The sequence below is a fragment of the Streptomyces roseus genome, from assembly GCF_001044425.1.
In the GTDB taxonomy this organism is placed as follows: domain Bacteria; phylum Actinomycetota; class Actinomycetes; order Streptomycetales; family Streptomycetaceae; genus Streptomyces; species Streptomyces roseus.
Map to the genome: position 1 here is coordinate 30,462 of NZ_LFML01000081.1, position 20,825 is coordinate 51,286.

General features: G+C 73.7%; 18 protein-coding genes. 7 read left to right on the forward strand and 11 right to left on the reverse strand.

Going from position 1 to position 20,825, the window contains the following annotated elements; translation table 11 throughout:
• A partial coding sequence (locus ACS04_RS20860) for a LysR family transcriptional regulator (protein ID WP_048478199.1) occupies nt 1-650 on the reverse strand: 650 nt, incomplete at its 3' end.
• Nucleotides 651-852: 202 nt separating this feature from the next.
• Between ACS04_RS20860 and ACS04_RS20865 the strand changes: the two genes are divergently transcribed.
• Nucleotides 853-1,497 (forward strand): DUF6817 domain-containing protein, encoded by a 645-nt coding sequence (locus tag ACS04_RS20865; protein ID WP_048478200.1) that lies wholly within the window; start codon nt 853-855, stop codon nt 1,495-1,497.
• A 12-nt stretch (nt 1,498-1,509) separates the two neighbouring features.
• Here ACS04_RS20865 and ACS04_RS20870 read toward each other — a convergent pair whose 3' ends face one another.
• Entirely contained in the window at nt 1,510-4,686 is a 3,177-nt protein-coding gene (locus ACS04_RS20870; protein ID WP_078865067.1) for a TIM-barrel domain-containing protein, read from the reverse strand.
• A gap of 310 nt (nt 4,687-4,996) precedes the next feature.
• Here ACS04_RS20870 and ACS04_RS20875 point away from each other — a divergent pair, with 310 nt between their 5' ends.
• The 3 genes from ACS04_RS20875 (at nt 4,997) to ACS04_RS20885 (ending at nt 6,288) form a co-directional block, all read left to right on the forward strand.
• Complete coding sequence (locus tag ACS04_RS20875; RefSeq protein WP_245236480.1) at nt 4,997-5,539, forward strand: RICIN domain-containing protein; 543 nt, start codon at nt 4,997-4,999, stop codon at nt 5,537-5,539.
• Between the two features lie 91 nt (nt 5,540-5,630).
• Entirely contained in the window at nt 5,631-5,978 is a 348-nt protein-coding gene (locus ACS04_RS20880) for an ASCH domain-containing protein (RefSeq protein ID WP_053080868.1), read from the forward strand.
• Nucleotides 5,979-6,072: 94 nt separating this feature from the next.
• Complete coding sequence (locus ACS04_RS20885) at nt 6,073-6,288, forward strand: hypothetical protein (RefSeq protein ID WP_048478201.1); 216 nt, start codon at nt 6,073-6,075, stop codon at nt 6,286-6,288.
• Nucleotides 6,289-6,324: 36 nt separating this feature from the next.
• Here the strand turns inward: ACS04_RS20885 and ACS04_RS20890 are convergent, their stop codons facing one another.
• The 6 genes from ACS04_RS20890 to ACS04_RS20915 all read right to left on the reverse strand — a co-directional run bounded on the left by ACS04_RS20890 (nt 6,325) and on the right by ACS04_RS20915 (nt 13,788).
• A complete protein-coding gene (locus ACS04_RS20890; RefSeq protein WP_048478202.1) occupies nt 6,325-6,543 on the reverse strand; it encodes a hypothetical protein in 219 nt (72 codons plus the stop codon).
• Between the two features lie 218 nt (nt 6,544-6,761).
• A complete protein-coding gene (locus tag ACS04_RS20895) occupies nt 6,762-8,552 on the reverse strand; it encodes an ABC transporter permease/substrate binding protein (protein WP_048478203.1) in 1,791 nt (596 codons plus the stop codon).
• A complete protein-coding gene (locus tag ACS04_RS20900; protein WP_048478204.1) occupies nt 8,552-9,613 on the reverse strand; it encodes a quaternary amine ABC transporter ATP-binding protein in 1,062 nt (353 codons plus the stop codon). The genes ACS04_RS20895 and ACS04_RS20900 overlap by 1 nt, the downstream gene beginning before the upstream one ends.
• A 180-nt stretch (nt 9,614-9,793) precedes the next feature.
• Nucleotides 9,794-10,753 (reverse strand): SigB/SigF/SigG family RNA polymerase sigma factor, encoded by a 960-nt coding sequence (locus tag ACS04_RS20905; protein WP_048478205.1) that lies wholly within the window; start codon nt 10,751-10,753, stop codon nt 9,794-9,796.
• A 508-nt stretch (nt 10,754-11,261) separates the two neighbouring features.
• Nucleotides 11,262-12,050: a GntR family transcriptional regulator gene (locus ACS04_RS20910; RefSeq protein WP_078865065.1), complete on the reverse strand. Its 789-nt coding sequence runs from the start codon at nt 12,048-12,050 to the stop codon at nt 11,262-11,264.
• A 148-nt stretch (nt 12,051-12,198) separates the two neighbouring features.
• A complete protein-coding gene (locus ACS04_RS20915) occupies nt 12,199-13,788 on the reverse strand; it encodes an IucA/IucC family protein (RefSeq protein ID WP_048478223.1) in 1,590 nt (529 codons plus the stop codon).
• A gap of 120 nt (nt 13,789-13,908) precedes the next feature.
• On the opposite strand from ACS04_RS20915, the gene ACS04_RS20920 reads away from it, so the two are divergent.
• Nucleotides 13,909-15,462, forward strand: coding sequence for an IucA/IucC family protein (locus ACS04_RS20920; protein WP_048478207.1), 1,554 nt, complete (start codon nt 13,909-13,911; stop codon nt 15,460-15,462).
• 15 nt (nt 15,463-15,477) lie between these two features.
• On the opposite strand, the gene ACS04_RS40070 is transcribed toward ACS04_RS20920, so the two are convergent.
• Nucleotides 15,478-16,647 (reverse strand): flagellar biosynthesis protein FlhF, encoded by a 1,170-nt coding sequence (locus ACS04_RS40070; RefSeq protein ID WP_048478208.1) that lies wholly within the window; start codon nt 16,645-16,647, stop codon nt 15,478-15,480.
• A 226-nt stretch (nt 16,648-16,873) separates the two neighbouring features.
• On the opposite strand from ACS04_RS40070, the gene ACS04_RS20930 reads away from it, so the two are divergent.
• Together ACS04_RS20930 and ACS04_RS20935 are read left to right on the forward strand one after the other, a co-directional pair.
• Entirely contained in the window at nt 16,874-18,391 is a 1,518-nt protein-coding gene (locus ACS04_RS20930; RefSeq protein ID WP_048478209.1) for an FAD-binding oxidoreductase, read from the forward strand.
• 27 nt (nt 18,392-18,418) lie between these two features.
• Nucleotides 18,419-19,339, forward strand: a complete 921-nt coding sequence (locus tag ACS04_RS20935) for a S1 family peptidase (RefSeq protein ID WP_048478210.1) — start codon at nt 18,419-18,421, stop codon at nt 19,337-19,339.
• Here ACS04_RS20935 and ACS04_RS20940 read toward each other — a convergent pair.
• Both ACS04_RS20940 and ACS04_RS20945 read right to left on the reverse strand, forming a co-directional pair.
• Entirely contained in the window at nt 19,293-19,688 is a 396-nt protein-coding gene (locus ACS04_RS20940) for a hypothetical protein (protein WP_053080870.1), read from the reverse strand. The two genes, ACS04_RS20935 and ACS04_RS20940, sit on opposite strands and share 47 nt — an antisense overlap.
• Nucleotides 19,689-19,748: 60 nt before the next feature.
• The gene (locus tag ACS04_RS20945; protein WP_048478211.1) at nt 19,749-20,696 is read right to left on the reverse strand and encodes an AEC family transporter; all 948 of its coding nucleotides are present in this window, start codon (nt 20,694-20,696) and stop codon (nt 19,749-19,751) included.
• Nucleotides 20,697-20,825 lie beyond the last annotated feature (129 nt).

Sequence of the window (20,825 nt, forward strand, 5' to 3'; positions counted from 1 at the left end):
CGTATCCGGATGCCGGATTCCGCGAAGGCGGCGTCGAGGTGGGCGCGGGACGCGGAGCTCTCCGGGAGCCGGATGTGGCGGATGCCGGTGAGGTCGGCAGGGTCGATGCGGGGCCGGGCGGCCAGGGGGTCGTCGGCGCAGACCGCGAGCACCCAGGGCAGCTCCATCACCGGGCGCTGCTCGATGCCGCGCACGGGCCGGCCGATGGTGATCCAGGCGAGGTCCAGGTCGTCGGCGGCGAGGGCGTCGAAGCAGCTGCGGCTGGAGTTCTCGGTCTGGAACTCCAGGCTGACCTGCGGGTGGCGGCGCCGGAATCCGACGACGGCCTCGGACATGAAGTGCCGTACGGTCGTCGCGCCCGTGGTGATGCGCACCGATCCGCCGTCCCCGCGGACGAGTTCACCGACGCGGCGCAGGGCGCCGTCGAGGCCGGCGATGCCGTCGGCGGCGGCCGCCTGGAGGATGCGCCCGGCCTCGGTGGGGACGACGCCGCGGGCGTGCCGCTCCAGCAGTTCCGTACCCGTCCGCTTTTCGAGGCGGCGGATGTGCTGGCTGACCGCGGACTGCGTACGGCCGAGGTCGCGGGCGACGGCGCTGAGGCTGCCGGCTCGGCAGACGGCCACGAACACGCGCAGATCGTCGAGGGTCACGGGGTGCAGGCTACTCCAAGGCAGAGCTTGGGTCTTGATAGGCAATCAGTGGATTGACTTGGGTCTGGAGGTGGACAACGATCAATGCAGGGCCCCAGGGCGGCAACCCGTCCGCGCGCGCGCCACGGTCCGGACCCCGGCGCGGGAGCGGACGGGTGTCGACCCGCCCACCTCGTTCGGTCTCGCGGAGAGGAGAACGCCCATGGCGGCACCGGAAGCGGCCGAGCCCCGGGAGGCACGCGCCCTGGCGCTGCTGCGGGAGCTGGGCGCGGGAGACCTGGACCACCCGGGCGGCACCCTGCTGGCGCATCTGGAACGCGTGCACGCGCGGCTCGGGGCGTGGGGGGCCCGGCCCGCCCTGCGGCTCGCCGGCCTGTGCCATGCCTGCTACGGGACGGACGGCTTCGCCACCGCCCTGCTGCCGCTCGCCCGGCGGGGCGAACTGGCGGCGGTGATCGGCGCGGAGGCCGAGGAGATCGTCTACTTCTACGCCTGCTGTGACCGCGCGGCCTCCTATCCGACGCTCGCCGCCGACGACCCGACCGTCGAGGACCCGGCCGTCGATGACCCGGTCGGCGCAGGCGCCGCCGACGACGAAGCGGTGTCGTCGGTGGCGCCTGCGTTCCGCGACCGGTTCACCGGCCGTATCCACTCCCCCGGCCGGCAGTCCCGGCGGGACTTCGCCGAGCTGTCCGCGGCGAACGAGCTCGACCTGGCCGCGATCGACCCGGCGTTCCGCGCGGCCCACGGGCCGGGCCTGCGCGCCCTGTTCACGCGGCTGCGCGGGCTGCTCTCCGAGCCGGCCCGGCGGGATTGCCGGGCCGTGCTCGGAGTCGGGCCGTCCTGACGGCGGCCGCCGTCAGGGTGTGAAGCTCCAGCGCTGCGCGGGGCTGCCGTCGCAGGCGGCGCGGGAGAGCTCAGTGCCGTCGGCGGTGGCCGCGCCGACGGTCGTCAGGCACTGGCCGAGCGTACGGAGGCTGCCGTCCGGGCCCTGCTGCCAGCGCTGCCCGGTGGCCGCGCCGCACGTGCGGATGGTGACCGGGGCGGCGTCCGTACCGTCGAGGCAGACCCCGCCGAGGCCCGTGACCCGGCCCTCGGCCGTCAGGCTCCAGCGCTGGTTGGGGCCGCCGTGACAGGTGTAGAGGGTGGGTGCGGTGCCGGGTGTGGTGGCGCTGTGCGGCAGGTCCGCGCAGCGGGCGGAGGCGGCCTGGACGAGGGTGGCGTCGGCCGGGAGGGGGGCGGCGCGACCGGTCAGGCCGATCTCGGCGGCGCTGGTCCAGGGCCCGCGGCCGCCGGCTTCGCTCAGGGCGCGCAGCCGCAGGTAGCGGCCCGTCTTCGGGGCCGTCCGGACGGACTGGGCGGCGGCGGTGTCGGCGAAGGTGCCCGTGGCCACGGGTGGGCCCCAGTCGGTGGTGCTGTCGGAGACGTACACCTCGTAGCCGCCGATCCGGCCGTTGACTCCGCCGTCCTGGCGGGGCAGGTAGCCGAGGCCGTCGACCGCGTAGCGGGCGCCGAGGTCGATGCGGATCTCGTGCGGCAGCGCCGCCGGGGTGCCCGAGGACCAGGCGGTGTGCCAGAGCGTGGCCGGGTTGCCGTCGAAGGCGTTCTTGGCCGCGCCGTTCTCGGCGGCGGTCTCCTGGCTGTCGGCGGAGACCAGGGTCCACGCCGACTGCGGGACGGGGGTGGAGGCCGTCGGGATCGGGTCGGCCGCGGGGACGGAGGTGCCGGTGACCGTGACGCCGAACGCGCCGGACTTCGTACCGGACTTGACCCACAGGAGGCCGCCGCGGTCGGCGGGGTCGAAGAACCAGCCGGTCGCGGCCGCGTCGTAGGCGGCCTTGGAGCTCTGGCGGGCCAGGGCGGCGCCGTCGGCGGCGACCGTGCCCGGGGCGGAGGCCACGTGGAGGCTGAACTCGTAGCCGCGGGAGGCCGGTTTGCCGGTGTAGTTGCCGGTGGGGGCGCCGACGGAGACGGTGACCGTGCCGGAGCCGGCGGCCGGGGCCGTGACGTCCACCCGCTGGCGGGCGAACGCGCCTGACTCGTGGGCGCGGGTGATCCCGTCGTCCTCGTAGAGGCTGAACGAGGAGTTCCCGCGCGGGTGGATGTCGTACGTCAGGGTGGAGACGGGCTTCTCGCCGGTGTGGTTCATCTGCGGCCACATCGGCACGATCGCGCCGCCCTTGACGAACAGCGGCAGGGTGTCGAGCGGCGCCTGGTAGCCGCTCAGCCAACCGGGTCCCGCGTACGTCTTCCCGCTCCAGTAGTCCGTCCAGGTCCCGGCGGGCAGGTAGATGCCGTCGCGGACGGAGGTGTCGGAGACGACCGGGGCGACGAGGAAGGAGTCACCGGCCATGAACTCGCCGCTGGTGAGGTTGCCACGGGCCACCGGGTCGTCCGGGTACTCGAGGACCAGGGCGCGGGTGCTCGGCACACCGCTCTCGTGCGCCGTACGGCTCATGGTGTACAGGTACGGCATCAGCCGCATCTTGAGCTGGAGGTACTTGCGGTTGATGGAGAGGTACGGCTCGGCGAAGCGCCAGGGCTGCTTGTCCTGGTAGCCGGCGGCCGGGTTGGCGGCGCCCCAGCCCGACATGGTCATGAAGGCGGGGGTGAAGGCCTTCCACTGGAGGTCGCGGGTGTACGTCTTGGGGCTGCCGCCGAAGATGCCGTCGACGTCGCCGGAGGCGTAGTTGAGCGCGGACAGGCCCGCTCCGGCGATGGCGGGGACGTGCCAGCGCATGTCGTCCCAGGTGCCGTTGGTGTCGCCGGTCCAGACGACGGCGTTGCGCTGGGTGCCGGCCCAGCCGTCGACGGTCCAGACGTAGCGGCGGGCGTCGGAGTTCTTCTCGATGCCGTCGACGGCCTGCTGGACGCCGGTGAACGCGCTCTTGTAGCCGCCGCCGATCCAGGCCACGTCCGTCTTCACGCCGCGGGTGCCGGCGGTTCCCACCTCGTCGGCGATGGAGCCGAGACCGGTGGAGGTCCACAGGCCGGTCTGGAAGCCCTTCGCCTTCAGGGCGTCGACCGTCGATTTGAGCGGGGCGGTGTAGCCGCATCCGTAACCGTCGTTGGGCAGGAACCAGCCCGAGGGCATGTCGGCGGCGCGGGCGTCGGTGGCGTATCCGACCACGTCGGGGGTGGTCTGGTGGCGCAGGCGGTTGTGGTCGCCCTGGTATGCGGGGTTGGAGGCGTTGAAACAGTCGGCGTTGCCGAGCTCCATGCCCCACAGGGGTGCGAGGAACGGCTTGCCGCTCACGTCGGTGTAGGCGTCGAGTACGGATTTCAGCGAATCACCGGTGAAGTACCAGGCGTCGAAGCGCTTCTCGTCGTGGGCGAGGGTGGTGGGGGCGTTGAAGGCGTAGGAGCCGGGGGCCCAGGTGTTGCGCATGACGCCGTAGCCGTTGGTGGACATGTAGAAGGGGGCGGGGCTGGCGTTGTCGTTCTCCCGCCACTTGTTGTCGACGGCGACGGGGACGGTCTTGTCGCGCAGTGCCCATTCGCCGAGGCGCAGGCCGGTTCCGTAGAACTGCTCATCGGCCCCGCGGGCCAGGTACTGGGTGGTCCGGGTCCCGGTCCAGGAGGTGGGCTGGGTCTCCTGCCAGACGAGGGTGGCGTTGTCGGCGCGGTAGACGGAGAACTGGAGGGGGGTCTTGTTGACGCGGATGTTCAGGGCGCCGGTGGTGATGCGGTAGTAGGCGCCCGCGTCGGCGGAGGAGGCGTCGACGGAGCCGAAGTCGGTGGTCGGGGCGAGGTCGGAGCCGGCCGGGTCGTTGGTGAAGGCCCCGTCGGGCGAGAGCCAGAGCCGGAAGATGTCGGCGCGGGCGATGACGATGCGGGCCTTCGCTCCGGCGGAGGTGGTGACGGTGAAGGTGTTTCCGGACCGGGTGAGCCCGGTGGCGTTTCCCGCCGTCGCGGGAGCGGGAGCCGCGGCGGCCGGTGAGGTCATGGGCCCGGCTGCGGCCAGCCCGGCGACGGCGAGGACCCCGGCGAGCAGCGCGGCGAAGGGGGCCCGCCGCCGCTGGGGCTTCTTGCGCATGCGGGTGGGGATACGCCTGGGCGTGCGCCTGGGGATGCGGATGAGTCTCATGGGGCAGCTCCTCGTGCGGTCCGGATTGCGGACACACCGCTTTGGCATGCGCCTGGCAAGATAGCGGGCCAGGGAGATCATTTGAAGGATGCTGCTCGAAATCGTCTTCAACCAAGCAGCTTTGAGCATGCGTCAGCAGGACGCCCACCGGCGGTGGCGTGCCGTTTCTGCGGTGAACCGGTCCGTCCGATCGGGTGACCGCACGACCCGAGCCCTTACGGCGGGACGGGCCGGACGGCTACAAACCGGTGCCGTGACCATGAACCGCAAGAACCGCATCCTGGCCGCCCTCGCCGTGCCCGTCCTGCCCCTTCTCGCGACCTCCGTCCCGGCCCACGGTGCGCAGGCCGCGGCGCTGCCGCCGGGCGGCCCGGCCAAGCTCGTGAACAGGAAGTCGTCGAAGTGCGCCGATGTCGAGGCGTGGTCCAGGGACAACGGCGGCAACGTGCACCAGTGGAGCTGCCGGCTGGACAACGACTCGAACCAGAAGTGGACGTTCCGCCGCACGGCCGACGGCTACTGGAACGTCGTCAACGAGAACAGCGGCAAGTGCCTGGACGTCCAAGGCCCTTCGTACGCCGACGGAGCCCACCTCCACCAGTGGACCTGCTCGGGCTACGGCAGCCAGAAGTGGGAGCTCCAGTACACGAGCACCGAGTACTTCAAGCTGGTCAGCCCGTACAGCGGGAAGTGCATGGACGTGGCGGGCCCTTCCGTGGACGACGGGGCGCAGATCCACCAGTGGAGCTGCCGCGGCCAGGACGACTCCAGCCAGCAGTGGCGGTTCTTCACCGCCGCCTGAGGGGTGTCCGCAAACGCTCACCGGCCCGGGCCCGGGGCGTCCGCCGGGTCGTGTGACCGGGGGGTCTGCCCGTTCCCTTAGGGTGCTCCGAATGGACGACAGCACTTCACGGCAGCCCTCGACGGCGACACGGACCCTGTACTTCCATCCCGACTATCTCGATGCGGTACGCGCCGAGGAGAAGACGACCACGGTGCGTTTCCGTGACCCGGTGGAGGCGGGCCCGGTGAGCCTCGTGTTCGAGTTGGACGAGGAGGTGGCACTACCGGGTGTCGTCACGCAGGTCCTTGCCAAGACGGTGGCCCAGCTGAGCGAGTCGGACGCCCGGGCGGACGGCTTTCGTGATCTCGCCGAGCTTCACGAGCGACTGCGGTTCCACTACCCCCGGATCGAGCCGACCGACACCGTCGCCGTCGTGCACTTCCGGCTGGCGAAGTGACCGCCGTTCCCGTTCGGCGCGGCGGGAGTCGGCGGTGGGGGCACCCCGACGGCACTCGGGGGGCGTTGTCAGACCCCTGGGCGACGATGGGGGCATGACGCCCACCACCGCCGCGCCGGCCGGTTCCGCCCTAGGCTCCCGGGACGAAGCCGCCGACGCGATCGGCGCGGCCATCCGGGCCGCCGCGGTCCACTACGGCTCCGGCGACCCCCGGCTCGACGACGCCTCGTTCGACCTGCTCCTCTCCCTGATACAGGCGTACGAGGAGCGGTACCCGGCGCGCACCGGCGCGGGCCCGCCGACCGGGTAGCCGGCCGAGGGCGCGGTGGCACCCCGGCGCCGCGGGCTACGCCGGCGGCGCGGTGACGGCCAGGTGGGGCGGGGTCGAGGAGGCGTACCGGTGGCCGCAGGGGTCGAAGACCAGCACCACCGGCCGGCCCGGGCGCTGACGCCAGGAGATCCGCTCCGGCGCGCTCGCGCACACCGGGCAGCGCGGCAGCGGGCCCGGCTCCGCCGGTGCCTCGGGCGCGCCCACGAGCCGGGGCACGGTGTGCGGATCGCGCATGGGGGCTCCCTGGTCCGGCGGTGCTGTTCCAGGCACTGTGCCACGGCATCCCCCTCCGGGGCACGGGGCGGATCATCCAGGATCCCGGCAGGTCAGAGGTACGTTCCCGGATCCGCGACGGCGCACGCGGCCGCGGCCCGCACACGACGAAGGCGCCGGCGGGCCGGTGGAGCGTACTCCTCCACCGGCCCGCCGGCGCCTTCACACCCGTACGGGGGTCAGGCCGCCTTCGCGACCTCCGGGTGCTCCTTGAGCCAGGTACGGACGGCCTGCTGCTCCTTGCCCTTGCCCGCGTCCTGGATCTTCGCCTCCAGGCCGGTCAGCTGGGCCTCGGTCAGCTTGAACGAGCGCAGCCAGGAGGCCACTTCCGGCTCGTCCGCGGCGAAGCCCTTGCGGGCCAGGGTGTGGATGCCGTCGCCCTTGCCCCAGGCCCCCTTCGGATCCGCCAGCTTCTTCAGGTCGTACGAGGCGTACGCCCAGTGCGGCGACCAGAGGACGACCGCGACGGGCTCCTGCTTCTCGTAGGCCCGCTTCAGCTCGGCGAGCATGCCGGGGGTCGATCCGTCGACGACCTGGTACTCGCCGTCGAGGCCGTACTCCTTGAGGAGCTTGCCCTTCAGGATCCCCATCGCGCCCGCGCTGGGCTCGATGCCGATGATCCGGCCCTTGAACCGGTCGCCCTTGCCCTTGAGGTCGGCGAGGGAGGTGACGTCCTTCATGTACGAGGGGACGGTCAGCTCGATGGAGGTGGGGCCGTACCAGGAACCCAGGTCGTCCAGCTTGTTACCGTACTTCTCCCAGTACTGGGCCTGCGTGACCGGCAGCCAGGAGTCGGTCTGGAAGTCCACCTGCCCGCCCGCCAGCCCGGTGAACAGGGCGCCGAGCTCCAGCTGCTTGGCCTCCACCTGGAAGCCGCGGCGCTCCAGGAGCTCCTTCCACAGGTAGGTCGAGGCGATGCCCTCGTCCCACGGGATGTAGCCGATGCTGATCTTGCGTCCCTTGCCGATCGCGTCGGGCCCGGCGGCGGCCGGCTGACCGGAGCCGCCGAAGGTGTTCAGGCCGCCCGCGACGAGGGCGAGGACCACGGCGCCGGTGATGGCGTAGGCGGGCTGGGGGCGGTGGTTCCACACCTTGGCGGCGCCGCTCGCGGCGGCCCGCGCCTTGGCGAGGGTGCGCCGGCCGAGCGGGGAGACCTGGCGGCCCAGCGCCCCGGTCATCCGGTCCAGGTACATGGCGAGGATGACGATGGAGACGCCCGCCTCGAAGCCGAGGCCGATGTCGACGTTGCCGATGGCCTTGTAGACGGCGCCGCCGAGGCCGCCGCCGCCGACCATGCCGGCGATGACGACCATGGACAGGCCCAGCATGATGACCTGGTTGATGCCCGCCATGATGGTGGGCAGGGCCAGCGGCAGCTGGACGCGTACGAGGGTGTCGCGCGGGGTGGTCCCGAAGGCGTCGGCGGCCTCGACCAGTTCCGCGTCGACCTGGCGGATGCCGAGCTCGGTCATCCGTACGCCGGGCGGCAGCGCGAAGATGATGGTCGCGATGATGCCGGGCACCACGCCCACGCCGAAGAAGATGATGCCGGGGATCAGGTAGACCATGGCCGGCATGGTCTGCATGAAGTCCAGGACGGGCCTCAGGACGGCGCTGACCCGGTCGGAGCGGGAGGCCCAGATCCCGAGCGGGACGGCGATCACCAGCGTGACCAGGGTCGCGACGAGGACCAGCGAGAGCGTGGACATCGCGTCGCCCCACAGGTCGACGGAGTCGACGACCGCGAAGCCGGCGAAGGCGAGGAGGCCGGCGAGCAGCCCGCGCAGCCACCAGGCGGCGACGGCCAGGATGCCGGCGAACAGCAGCGGGGCGGGCGCGTCGAGCACGGCGTGGATGGCGTCGTACAGGCCGGTGACGAGCGCGCTGATGGCGTCGAAGAGCCAGGACAGGTGGCGCTGGAGGAAGTCGACGCCGCTGTCGACCCAGGCGCCGAGGTGCAGGCGGGGCATCAGGCGGCCACCTCCGCGCAGCGCACCGGGGCGCGCTGTTCGTCGCCGATGAAGGCGACGAGGCGGTCCTGCGGTACGGAGCCCACGACGACCCCGGCGCCGTCGGTGACGGCGACGGCGTGCGGGACGCGGGCGCTGACCGCGCACAGGTCGGCGATCGGGGTGTCCGCGGTGACGCTGGGGCAGCCGCAGGCGCAGCTCCCGCCGGCCGGACCGGTCATCACGGCGTCGGCCGTGAGCACGCGCGAGCGGTCGACGTCCTGGATGAAGGAGGCGACGTAATCGTCGGCGGGGCGGGTGAGGATGTCCTCGGCGCTGCCCTGCTGGACGACGCGGCCGTCGCGCATGACGGCGATGCCGTCGCCCAGGCGCATGGCCTCGTTGAGGTCGTGCGTGATGAACACGATGGTCTTCTTGAGCCGCTGCTGGAGCTCCAGCAGCTGGTCCTGCATGTCGCGGCGGATCAGCGGGTCCAGCGCGCTGAAGGACTCGTCCATGAGGAGCAGGTCGGCGTCGGTTGCCAGGGCGCGGGCGAGGCCCACGCGCTGCTGCATGCCGCCGGACAGCTCGTCGGGCCAGGAGGTCTCCCAGCCGGCGAGCCCGCACAGCTCCAGCGCCTCGGCGGCGCGGCGCAGCCGATCGGCGCGGGCGACGCCCTGCACCTCCAGCCCGTAGGCGGCGTTCTCCAGCACGCTGCGGTGCGGGAAGAGCGCGAAGTGCTGGAACACCATGCTGATCTTGGTGGAGCGGACGTGGCGCAGCTCACGCCGGGAGAGGGTCGTGAGGTCCTGGCCGTCGAAGAGGATGCGCCCCTCGGTGGGTGCGAGCAGTCCGTTGAGCATGCGCAGCAGCGTGGACTTGCCGGACCCCGACAGACCCATGACGACGAAGATCTCGCCGGGCTCGACGCGGAATGAGGCGTCGATCACAGCGGCCTTCGTACCGTCCGCGCGCAGCTCCTCGCGGCTCGCGCCGGCTCGGAGGGCGCGGACGGCGGCGGCGGCGTCGCCGGGTCGTCGTCCGAACACCTTGTAGACGTGTTCGGCCTGGAGCGTGGACACATGCACCTCGCGGTTCGTACCGGGAACGGCCTGCGCCCGGCCACGAGGGCCGGGCGCAGGCCGTGGAGCGGTACGGGATCCGCCCGCACCCGCGCCGGCCGCGTGACGGCCGACGGAAGGGTCCGCTCCGGATCCGCGAGTGCCCAGGCTGTTCCGGGGTAAACGCCGAGGTGATCCACCTCACGCCCGGGTGAGGATCGAACGCGGTGTCCGGGTCCAGGCAGCCGGTCCGGGGTCTTCCAGCATGGAGGCGCGCAGGTGGGCGAGGACGCGGCCGAGCACCCGGGAGACCTGCATCTGCGAGATGCCGAGCTCCGCGCCGATCTGCGCCTGGGTGAGCTCCTCGCCGAAGCGCATCCGCAGCATCCGGCGCTCGCGCTCCGAGAGCTGTTCGAGCAGCGGCGCGAGGGTCTGGATGTCCTCGACGCGCTCCAGGGCCGGCTCCTCCGCGCCCATGACGTCGGCGAGGGTGTGGCCGTCGGCCGAACCGTCGCCGCCCTCGGCGCGCCCGGAGTGCGGGGCGTCCAGGGAGCCGGTCGTGTGGCCGTTGGCGGCGACGAGACCCTCTATGACGTCTTCCTCCGCGAGGCCGAGGTGGCCCGCGAGGTCGGCGACGGTGGGCGAGCGGTCGAGCGTGGTGGTGAGCTCCTCCTTCGCCTTGGCGATGTCGAGGCGAAGCTCCTGGAGGCGGCGCGGGACGCGTACGGCCCAGGAGGTGTCACGGAAGTGCCGTTTGATCTCGCCTGTGATGTACGGCATGGCGAGGGTGGCGAATTCGTTCTCGCGGGCCGGGTCGAACCGGTCGATCGCCTTGATGAGGCCGATGGTGCCGACCTGGACGATGTCCTCGATGTCGTCTCCGTCACTCCGGCCGCGGAAACGGCGGACGGCGTACTGGACGAGTGAGGCGTTCATCTCTATGAGCGCGTTGCGGACGTATTGGTGTTCCGGCGTACCCGGGGGCAGTTCGCTCAGCCGCCGGAAGAACGCCCGTGACAGCTCCCTCGCGTCGGAGGGGGCCACCTCCCTGGGCTCCTCGATCCGCGGCAGGTCCGCGATCCGGGCGGCCTGGAGGCCGCGGCACGGACGGGGGACGACTGCGTCGGTTTCGGAAGTGGAGGACGGGGCAAGGGCGGGCATGGGGTTCGCTCCTTGGGCTTGTCGGCTTGCGGCGCGGGACCTTGACTGCCGTCGATGGTGGTCTCTTTCAGCTTGAACGTCAACAATTGCCGGAAATGCGGGCGTCCGCTTACCCGCGCGCACGCGCGTGACCGCGCGCGGCTCCCGTTCGCCTTGTTTCCTTCTGTACGCGCCGACTTGCGCGAATCGCCGTGGCGCCCCGGACGGAGCGCACCACTCGAGGGGCCGGCGGCCCGGGCGTCCGGGACATGGCACTCATCACACCCACGAAGCAGGTCACGCGCGTTGCGCAGATCACACGCATTGCGTAGGTCACATCGACCATATGGCTCGCATGGGACGCACAAGTCGCGTGGATCACATGGGTCGCACGGATGACGGCAGTTGGGAGGGCGGCGGTGCCGGGCCGCGCGCCCGTACGGCCGGACGCGGAACGGGGCACCGGGCACCGGACACCCGGACTCCGCCGCCCCCCAGGTCGATCCGACCGGCGTGCGGGGTGCCGGTCTCAGGTGACGCGGAATCCGGCCGCGTCGTGGTCCCGGTGGAAGGTCAGCCGGTTCCAGGTGGGGAAGGCGAGGTCGGTGACGGCGAGCAGCCGGCCCGACCCGTCGTACAGGGTGCGGCGTACGGTCAGGCCGCAGGCGGGCAGGGCGGCCGGCGCCCCGCTGCTGCGGGTCATGGTGAGGGTCTCGGCCATCCGCCCCCGTTCGGCCGCCCGGTCGAGCCACCGGAACAGGGGGCCGAGGTCCTCGTCGCGGACGGGCGCCGCCGCCGACGCCGTCGCCCGGTCGAGGTAGCCGGTGAGTTCGGGCTCGGCGGCGACCGCGCCCGGGCAGAGGTACGTGACCGCGTCCCGGAGGGCCTCCCCCGACGGGCCGTGCTCACGGCGGTGGAGCACCAGGGTCCGCTCCCCGCCGCGCATGCCCAGCAGTTGGGCGAGCGAGGGCGGCACGCTGACCAGGGTGAGCCGGCTCCGGTCGGACAAGGCGGCCGGACGGGCGGCGGGTTGGTGGGCGGGTTGACGCGCGGCCCGGCTTCCCGGCGCGGCGCCTACGACGGCCGGACGGGTGCCCCGCCGTTCGGTGACGATCAGGCCGTCCTCGCGCAGGTGCTGGAGGGCGGCCCGGACGGTCTGCCGGTTGACCTGGTAGCGGGCGGCGAGGGTGCGCTCCGAGGGCAGTCTGGCGCCGGGGGTGTGGGCGGCGCGTTCGAGCTCGCTCCGCAGGGCCGCGGCGATCCGCTGGTACTTGGGCATGGCGGCGGCCGGGCCGCCGTCCCGCATAAGGGAGGACATGACTTCTCCTCTGACGGGTGGTCAAGGACTGCGCGGTACGCAACCTAGCATTGGTCTATACCTGTGGATGAGGGGATGCCCCCGATCCCGCCCCACCTTGGCCGGATTCCACCGCCCGCGGGACGCGGCCCGGACCGCGTCCTTCGGTTCAGGGCGCGGCCTGACCGCGCAGCGGGTTCGGGAGCGGGATGTAGCGGGCGTCCGCGCCGTCGGCCCGCGTCCAGCGCAGCAGCAGGTTCGTTTTGGCCGGGAGGGAAGGGGCCGAGAGCAGCTCCCCGATCTCGGGCAGGCCGAGTTCCGCGTCGCAGCGCAGGAACTCCTCGCGCACCGCCGGCCACACTGCCGCGGCCATGGCCGGGTGCGCCTCGGCGAGGGCCCCGGCCACCTCCGTGAGGTGGTTGACGACCAGGCAGTAGACCAGTCGCTGCCAGGCGGCGGCGCGCTCCGTCTCCGGCAGCAGCTTCACCCCCTCCGCGTCCCGGAAGAGGGCCTGCACCGGCACGCCCTGCGCGTCGACGGCCACGAGGCTGTTCTGCAGGTGCGCCTCCAGTACGACGCCGTGCCGGGCGAACACCTCCAGTACGGGCGGCACCACATGGCGCAGGTACGCCCGCCACCAGCCGGCCGGATCGGCCGTCGCGGCGAGCGGACTGCCGGCGAACCCCTCCGCGAGCGCGGCGGACGCGAGCGGCGTGGCCCCCGGCTCCAGCCGTGCGTGCAGCCCGTCGCGGACCAGGACGGCGAGTTCCTCGAAGGCGAAGGAGGCGGTGCGGTAGCCGCGGTCGGCGAGCCAGACCGCGTTCGACCCGCGGCGGCGCAGCGCGGTGAACGCGGCCCCGACCGCGGCGTCCGTGCGGCGCAGTTTCACGAGGTCGTGCCGCCACAGCCGGCGCACGTCGTTGGTGATCCGGACGTCGAGGCTGAATTTGACGAAGAGGTCCGCCTCCCCCGGCACGTACAGGGTGCGGATCGATGCCGTCGGCCGGACCGTCCGGCGGCCGGGGCCCAAGCGCAGCAGCCGCCCGTCGGCGAAGGCCGTGCGGACGGCCTCCGAGCCGGCGACCAGCTCCAGCTGCCAGGGGTGGGCGGGCAGCAGCCGGTATCCGGCGGGCGGGCGCGGGCCGTCGAGCAGCCCGGCCAGCGCGTCGATCGCGTCGGCGGCGGCCGGGCCGCCCTCCTCGGCCACCTGGTCCTCGCGCAGCCCCAGGAAGACCAGCGGGTGGCGGGCGTACGCCTCCGGCGCGTACGGCAGCCAGCTCGCGGCGGGCGCGCCGCCCCGCGCCTTGGGGGCGGGGTGGTACGGATGACCCATGACCAGGGACTGCTCGGAGCGGACGTACGGGTCCTGCGGCGGCTCGGCGGCGGCGCGGGCGGCCAGCAGCGCGGCGACGGCCTCGCGGCTGTCGGCGATCTCGACGGGGAGCTCGTCGTTCGGGACGCCCGTGTACCGGCGCAGCTCCTCGGCCGTCAGCTTGACGAGCTCCGTGTGGCTGAGCGGATGCCAGCCGTCCGCCGTGCGCAGCTCGGGGCGCAGCGGCCGGCGCCCCTCCCGGACGCGCAGCAGCCGGCCGCTGCCGCGTAGCCGGTGGACCGCGCCGCCGCCGTCCGCCGGGTCCCCCGCGGAAGCGGGCTCCTGCCCGGCGGGATCGGCCGCTTCCCGCAGCAGGCAGTTCAGCAGGGGGGTGGCGGCGTACGCGTCGGCTGCGGCGTTGAGGTCCACGGATTCCATTCGGTCCATCCAGGTGCCGGGGTGCGCGGGGCGCACCACCGGTCGTGATCTTCAGTATCCGCGATGATGAAGTGATCATCACGTCACCCGTGAGAGACCCGTGAGAGGAACAGGGCCCTGCACCCCAGCATGAACCTCCCCGCCTCCCCGGCCGAAGAGGCCGTGTCCGCCGAACTGGCCGAGGTGCGTCCCGCCCTCGGTTCCGCCTACGCCTCCGCGCTCGACGGGGCCCGGGCCGCCGTGCTGACCCGGCTGTGGCGGGCGCTGGCCGTCGAGCCGCTGCCGTGGGTGGAGCGCCGTGAGCGCGGGCCGGGCGGCCTGTCCCTGACGCTGGCCGGGGGCCGCCGGCTGGAGGGTCCGCTCCCGGATCCGTACGCGACCGACCCGTACGTCCGGGAGGTGCTGCTCGACGGCACCGCGTACCGGCAGGCGGCGCGGCTCGTGGCGGCCCTGGGCGTGCCGCACGGGGACGCCTTCGCCGCCGAGCTCGACGACAGCACGGCCTCGCTCGCGCTGTCCCGGGCCGGGCAGCCGCCCGCCGGGGAAGCCGCTGCGGACAGCGTCTGGGAGTGGGAGCAGCGGGTCGTCGACGGCCATCCGTACCACCCCAACTGCCGCTCGCGGCCCGGCTTCTCGGTGGCCGAGCAGCTGGCGTACGCGCCGGAGCACCGGCCGCTGGTCGAGCTCGGGCTGGTCTCCGTGCCGGCCGGGGAGTGCCTGGTCACGGGTGCGTGGCCGGACGAGCTGCGCGACGGCGGCCGGCTCCTGCTGCCGGTGCACCCGTGGCAGGCGGAGCACGTCCTGAAGCAGACGGGCCGGGGGGCGGCCGGGGTGCTGCGCCCCGGCTTCGCGGCGCACCCCCTGATGTCCCTGCGCACTTTGGCCCCCGCGGCGGGCGGCGCACACGTCAAGACGGCGCTGAGCACACGTCTGACCTCCTCCGTACGGGACATCTCGGAGTACTCCGTCGAGACGGCGGCGGCGGTCTCCGGCTTCGCGCAGGCCCTGTCGGAGCGGCTCGACGGGCGGCTGCACATCACCCGCACCCTGGGCGCGGCGACGGCGCACAGTCCGGACCTGGCGGCGGTGCTGCGCGAGCCTCCCGAGGTGTACGCGGACGCGGCGGCGGGCGAGCGGGTGGTGCCGGTGGCGGCTCTGGGCGGGGCGGCCTTCACGCGTTCGCCGGCCTGGCGGGCCGAGTTCTCCCGCCTCGCGCTGTCGGTGTGCCTGCGGGTGCTGGACCTCGGCGTGGCGCTGGAGGCGCACGGCCAGAACCTGCTGGTCGTCCTGTCCGCGACGGGGGCCCCGCTGCGGCTGGTCTACCGCGATCTGGCCGACATCCGGATCAGCCCGGGGCGGCTGGTGCGGCACGGCCTGCCGGTGCCGGCGCTCTCGGGCCGACTGGTCACCGACGACGTGACCCTGCTGCGGCGCAAACTGTTCGGCTCCTTGCTGACCGGCGCCCTGGGGGCCAGCGCGGGCTCGGCGGCCGCCTTCGGCGAGGCGCTGGCCGAGGCCGCGGCCCTTCCCGCCACCGCGGACACCGAGGCCCTGCTGACGGCTCCGCTGCCGACCAAGGCCCTGACCCTGATGCGGCTGAGCCCCGGGATCCCGGGCGACCAGTGGGCGGAGCTGGACAATCCGCTCACCGGGACCACCGGCCGGGGGCGGCGCGCCGGCTGACCTGGAGGACGCGGGCTAGCGGGTGCCGACCGCGCCCTCCAGCACCTCCAGCCGCTGCCGGGTCAGCTCCAGGAGGCGCGGCTCCAGGCTGGGCAGGGCGCGCAGCAGGCGGACGAGTTCGGGGCCGGAATCCCTGGCCGCCGCCTGGTCCTTGAGCTGGGTCCAGCAGTACAGGGCGCCCGCCGCGGCCGCGAGGACTTCCGGGTCGTCCGGCGGCTGGCGCTCCAGGCGGGTGTGCCCGGCGTTGATCCAGAGCCGGGTCGCCGAACCGTAGTTTCCGGCCATCCGGGCCAGGTCGGCCCGGATTTCGGCCCAGTGGGTGGCCTCGGGCGAGGTGTGGCCCCGGGTCCGGAGGACGTGCTCCTCCCAGGCCTGGGCGAGGGTGGCGGCCTCCTGGTGCCGGCCGCCGGTGGCCAGGGCGTGGATGTGCGGGCGCGGGTCGGGAGCCGGCTGCTCGGCCGCGTGTGGCGCGTGCGGTGCCTGCTGGGCGTGCGGGTCGGCGGTGGCGCTGAGTTCGCGCGTGGCGGGCAGCACGATGGTGCCGGGCGGCAGGGCTGCGGCTCCGACGGCGAAGGCGTGCAGGGGGAGGTTGGCGGGGCGGGTGGGGCTGCGGCGCAGCTGGTCGATCCAGTGCCGGGTGTACGCGCTGACCTGGTGGGGGCCGCCGGCGAAGGCGGGCGGGACGACCACCCCGTACACCTCGGCGGAGGGTGAGGCGGGCAGGCTCCCGTACTCCTGGAGCACCGGCCAGGCGGACTTGTCGGCGACGAGGTCCAGCACCACCGTGGTCGGGCCGGTGGGACGGGCCGCGAGCTCGGTCCCCAGCCAGTCCCACGGCAGGGCCGTGTAGCGGACGGTGGAGGCCGTGGTCCCGGCGAGCGCGAGGTGCAGGCCGTGGCCGCGGCGGTCGAGCGTGAGCCGGCCGGAGAGGTAGACGAGCAGCGGCCCGGGGGTCGCGGCGGCGGCGCGCAGCCGCATCAGCACGGTGTTGGGGTCGCGCGCCCCGTCGAGGTACGTGGTGTCGCTGGGGACGTGACTGTTCAACAGCGCCGATGCGGGCAGCACTCCGAGCGCGGCCAGATTGGCGCTGGGCGCGACCTGAACGGCCCGCCGCCGCAGGGCGGCGTCGCCCGCTATGAGAAGAACATGCCCTCGCTGCTGCCTGCCGGCTCCGTCGATCTGCATGGGCAGACCGTACTCATCTCACGACCCCGTCGCAGCCCGCGGGTTCGAACGACACCCTTGCGGCCCCCGTCGGCCGGCCCGGACGTGCATCGCACCGGGCGCCCGCACGGGGAGGTGCGCGGAGCGGGCGGTCGGGCGGGCGTGGCCGTGGGCCGTTCGGGGGGCAGCGGCCCGGGCGTGGGCCCGCCTTCGCCGTGATCGGGCCGGGCGATGGCAGGAAAGAGGCATGAGCCTCCATCGCCGCCGGTTGCTGGGCGGCGCACCCGCACTCCTGCTGGCCGCCCTCGGGGCCACCGGGGCGCACGCCCGCGCTCCCGACTGGGCGGCACTCGCGCGCGGGATCGACGGGCGCGTGGTGCTGCCCGGCGATCGCGACTACCCGCAGGCCCGGCAGCTGTTCCAGCCCCGCTACGACGCCATCGCGCCCGGCGCGGTCGCCTACCCCGCGCACGCCGCGGACGTGGCCGTCTGCCTGGACTTCGCCCGCCGGTGCGCCGTCCCCGTCGTGCCGCGCGGCGGCGGGCACAGCTACGCCGGCTGGTCCACCCGCGCCGGCGGGCTCGTCGTCGACGTCGGCGCGATGGCCGGGCTGACGGTCGAAGGGGCCGGCGCGCGCATCGGCGCCGGGGCCCGGCTCGGCGACGTCAACCGGAGCCTCGCCGCGCGCGGCCTCGCCCTGCCGACCGGGCTCTGCCCCACCGTCGGGATCGCCGGACTCACCCTGGGCGGCGGCCTGGGCCTCGCCTCCCGCGCCCACGGCACCACCTCCGACGCCCTCACCGGCGCCACCGTCGTCACCCCCGACGGCCGCGTGCGCGAGGTCGACGCCACCCGTGACCCGGACCTGTTCTGGGCGCTGCGCGGCGGCGGTGGCGGCAACTTCGGCGTGGTCACCGAGTTCCGCTTCCGCACCCATGCCGCCGCGGACGGGGCCTACGCCGAGCTGCACTGGCCCGAGGCCGACTGCGCCGCCCTGCTGCGCGGCTGGCAGCGCTGGCTGGGCGCCCTGCCCGACCCCTTCTGGAGCCAGGTCGAGTTCCTGATCGAGGGCCCCGCGGCCCCGGCCCCCGCCGTCCGCGTCCTGTGCTTCGACGGACGCGCCGAGCTGGAGCGGCAGCTGACCCGCCTGTGCGACCTGGTCGGCCGGCCGCAGCGGGACAGCTGGATCGCCGTACGCGGCTACGAGGAGACCCTGCGGGCCATGTCGGGCTGCGCGCAGCGGAGCGCCGCCCAGTGCCATCTGCCCGGCACCCTGCCCGGCCGCACCCCCGAGGGCGTGATCGGCCGGGACTCGTACGGCGGGCGCTGCGACCTCTGGGGCGCCGCCGGGCTGCCCGATGCGGGCGTGGCCGCCGTGCTGGCGGCCGTACGGCGTTACGGGCAGGCCGTGCCGGCCGGCGGCCTCGGGGTCGTCCAGTTCACCGCGGAGTTCGGGGGCGCCGTGAACCGGAGGGCGGCCGGCGACACCGCGTTCGTGCACCGCGACTGCGCCTTCCTCACCCAGTACCTCGCCTACTGGCCCGCCTCGGCCTCCCCGGCGCAGGTGTCCGCGCACCAGGCCTGGCTCGACGGGCTGTGGCAGGACCTGCGCCCCTGGGCGAGCGGCCGCGCCTACCAGAACTACATCGATCCCCGCCTGCCCACGTGGCGCGAGGCGTACTACGGGCCGAACCTCGCCCGCCTCGAAGCGGTCCGGCGCACCTACGACCCGGACCGGCTGTTCCGCTTCCCGCAGGCCATCTGACCGTCCAGCCGTCCAGAGGAGTTCGACATGCGACGTACGTTGACCGTGGCGGCGGCGACGGCAGCCCTGCTGCTGCCCGCCGGACCGCTGCCGGTGGCCGAGGCCGGGAGCGCCGTCGCGCCGCCCGGCCGGTGGTCCGCCCGTGAGGCCCAGACCTTCTGGACAGCCGCGCGGATGGCCAGCGCGGTGCCCATGACCCCCGCGTCGGCGGTCGCGGCCACGGATCCCGGCACCGGGCAGGACTTCGACGGGATCCCGGTCGTCGGGCGGATGTTCGTGATGAAGGGCGGCGGCGCGTACTTCTGCACCGCGAGCGTGGTCTCCTCCCCCGGCCACGACCTGGTGCTCAGCGCGGCGCACTGCCTGCTCGGCACCGACGCCCGCCAGGTGGCCTTCGTACCGCTGTACACGGCGGCCGACCCGCAGCCGTACGGGATGTTCCCGGTGCTGCGGACCGCCGACGGGAAGTCCAAGGTGTGGATCGACCCGCGCTACAAGAGCCTGGGGGCCGACAAAGGGGCCACCCTGGACGTGGCCTTCGCGCAGGTAGGGCCGGACGCCGACGGGTTCCCCGTCGAGGACGTGGTCGGCGGGAACCGGCTGGTGACCGGCGCCGACTACGAGCACGCGAAGGTGTCACTGATCGGCTACCCGGCCTCGGCCGCGCGCCCGCGGCTGTGCGTGAACCGCACGACCAAGTTCACCAGCACGGATCCGGGGATCCCCGGTTCGTTCCTGCGGATCGACTGCACCGGGTACCCGGGCGGGACCAGCGGCGGGCCCTTCCTCAAGAACTACGACAAGGTGACCGAGACCGGGGACGTGGTGGGGGTCATCGGCGGGTGGAAGACCGGCGGGGACACCGCCGACACCTCGTACAGCTCGTACTTCGGCACGGAGGTCAAGAAGTTGTACGAGCAGGCGGTTGCCGGGGCGAAGGCGGGGTGAGCACCCGGACCCAGCGGGTGCGCCGCGGGTTGCCCACCGAGCGCGGGGTCTCGGGGATCCCGTCGGCGGTCAGCCGGTCGGCGGGCGGCAGCCCGAGCTGGCGGCGCAGGTCGGCGAGGGCGGCGTGGACCGGGGCCAGGAGCACCTCGGCGCGCGGATGGGCGTACGCGAGGGCGTGCGCGGTGGTCTCGATGGTCTCGGCGGCGTCCTCGGCGGACGTACGGCTCCACCCGCCCGGCTCGGCGGAACTCCACGGCGCGACGGCGTCGTAGAGGTGGCAGGCGGCATCGGCCGCGGCGTCGGCCCGCTCACCGACTCCCGGCGCCGCGATGGTCGGCAACAGCTCCATGCCGGATCAACGACCGAAGCCGCCGCGGGGAACGTACGGCGGGCCGCCGGTTCGGCCCGCTCAGCCGGCCACCGTCTGGAGCCAGAGCGGGAGCAGCAGCAGCGAGACCAGCGAACTCTTGATCACGAGCGAGGCGGAGAGGTCCACGCCCACGTCGTAGCGCTGGGCGAAGACGAACAGGTTCTGCGGGGTCGGCATGGCGGCGATCAGGACGAGGTACGTCAGCCACTCGCCCCGCACGCCGAACAGCAGCCCGCACACCGCCCAGGCCAGCAGCGGGAAGGCCAGGCATTTGAAGGCGATGAGGGCCATCTCCTCGCGGGAGGTGCCGCGGACGTCCAGTCCCACGCCGCCGAGGTGCAGTCCGAGGGCGAACAGGGCGATCGGCGAGGCGCTGTCGCCGACGAAGGAGGCCCCGTCCAGCACCGCCTTCGGGAGGTGCACGGAGAGGAGGTTGAGCACGATGCCGGCATTGCAGGCCAGGACCACCGGGGTGGCGAGTGAGGCGACGACGGCCCGCGAGAGGCGCTGCGCGGGGCCCGCCGAACTCTCGCCGGCGCGGCCCAGCTCCATGATGGAGATGACGACGAGGGAGAGCACGCAGACCTGGAAGAGCAGGACGGGGAAGATCGGCGCCGCCGTCCCGAAGAAGGTGATGAACACGGGGACGGCGAAGTAGGCCGTGTTCACCTGGACTCCGGCCATGACGCGCAGCGCCACGTCGCGGGGATCGCGCAGGCCCCGGGCGCCCGAGGCGAAGGCTATGAGGAGTACGGCGAGGGCGGCGGCCGCGGCGTAGGCGCCGATCGCGTGCCAGTCGAAGAGGGCGCCGAGATCGCTGGTGTAGATGTTGCCGAAGAGGTAGCAGGGGACCGCGAAGAGGAAGGCGTAGTCGGCGAAGGCCTTGGAGGCCTCGGCCGGGACGGTCTTGCGGCGGGCGAGCAGGACACCTGCGCCGAAGGCCAGCAGCACCGGGACGAGTTTTTCGAGTGCTGCCGCCGTGCCCATGCGTACCGGCTCCCCCTGTGATCGACAGCGAGCAGCGTACTCCTGCCTTCCTGGAGGGACTCCGGAGCGGAGCATAGGCTGGACCGATCATGAGCGATCGCGATGAAGCCCGCCCCCGCCGCCCCCGCC

Coding starts and splice junctions, on each gene's coding strand:
- ACS04_RS20865 (WP_048478200.1), top strand. CDS start 853: ATGGCGGCACCGGAAGCGGCCGAGCCCCGGGAGGCACGCGCCCTGGCG.
- ACS04_RS20870 (WP_078865067.1), bottom strand. CDS start 4,686: ATGCGCAAGAAGCCCCAGCGGCGGCGGGCCCCCTTCGCCGCGCTGCTC.
- ACS04_RS20875 (WP_245236480.1), top strand. CDS start 4,997: ATGAACCGCAAGAACCGCATCCTGGCCGCCCTCGCCGTGCCCGTCCTG.
- ACS04_RS20880 (WP_053080868.1), top strand. CDS start 5,631: ATGGACGACAGCACTTCACGGCAGCCCTCGACGGCGACACGGACCCTG.
- ACS04_RS20885 (WP_048478201.1), top strand. CDS start 6,073: ATGACGCCCACCACCGCCGCGCCGGCCGGTTCCGCCCTAGGCTCCCGG.
- ACS04_RS20890 (WP_048478202.1), bottom strand. CDS start 6,543: ATGCGCGATCCGCACACCGTGCCCCGGCTCGTGGGCGCGCCCGAGGCA.
- ACS04_RS20895 (WP_048478203.1), bottom strand. CDS start 8,552: ATGCCCCGCCTGCACCTCGGCGCCTGGGTCGACAGCGGCGTCGACTTC.
- ACS04_RS20905 (WP_048478205.1), bottom strand. CDS start 10,753: ATGCCCGCCCTTGCCCCGTCCTCCACTTCCGAAACCGACGCAGTCGTC.
- ACS04_RS20910 (WP_078865065.1), bottom strand. CDS start 12,050: ATGTCCTCCCTTATGCGGGACGGCGGCCCGGCCGCCGCCATGCCCAAG.
- ACS04_RS20915 (WP_048478223.1), bottom strand. CDS start 13,788: ATGGACCGAATGGAATCCGTGGACCTCAACGCCGCAGCCGACGCGTAC.
- ACS04_RS20920 (WP_048478207.1), top strand. CDS start 13,909: ATGAACCTCCCCGCCTCCCCGGCCGAAGAGGCCGTGTCCGCCGAACTG.
- ACS04_RS40070 (WP_048478208.1), bottom strand. CDS start 16,647: ATGCAGATCGACGGAGCCGGCAGGCAGCAGCGAGGGCATGTTCTTCTC.
- ACS04_RS20930 (WP_048478209.1), top strand. CDS start 16,874: ATGAGCCTCCATCGCCGCCGGTTGCTGGGCGGCGCACCCGCACTCCTG.
- ACS04_RS20935 (WP_048478210.1), top strand. CDS start 18,419: ATGCGACGTACGTTGACCGTGGCGGCGGCGACGGCAGCCCTGCTGCTG.
- ACS04_RS20940 (WP_053080870.1), bottom strand. CDS start 19,688: ATGGAGCTGTTGCCGACCATCGCGGCGCCGGGAGTCGGTGAGCGGGCC.
- ACS04_RS20945 (WP_048478211.1), bottom strand. CDS start 20,696: ATGGGCACGGCGGCAGCACTCGAAAAACTCGTCCCGGTGCTGCTGGCC.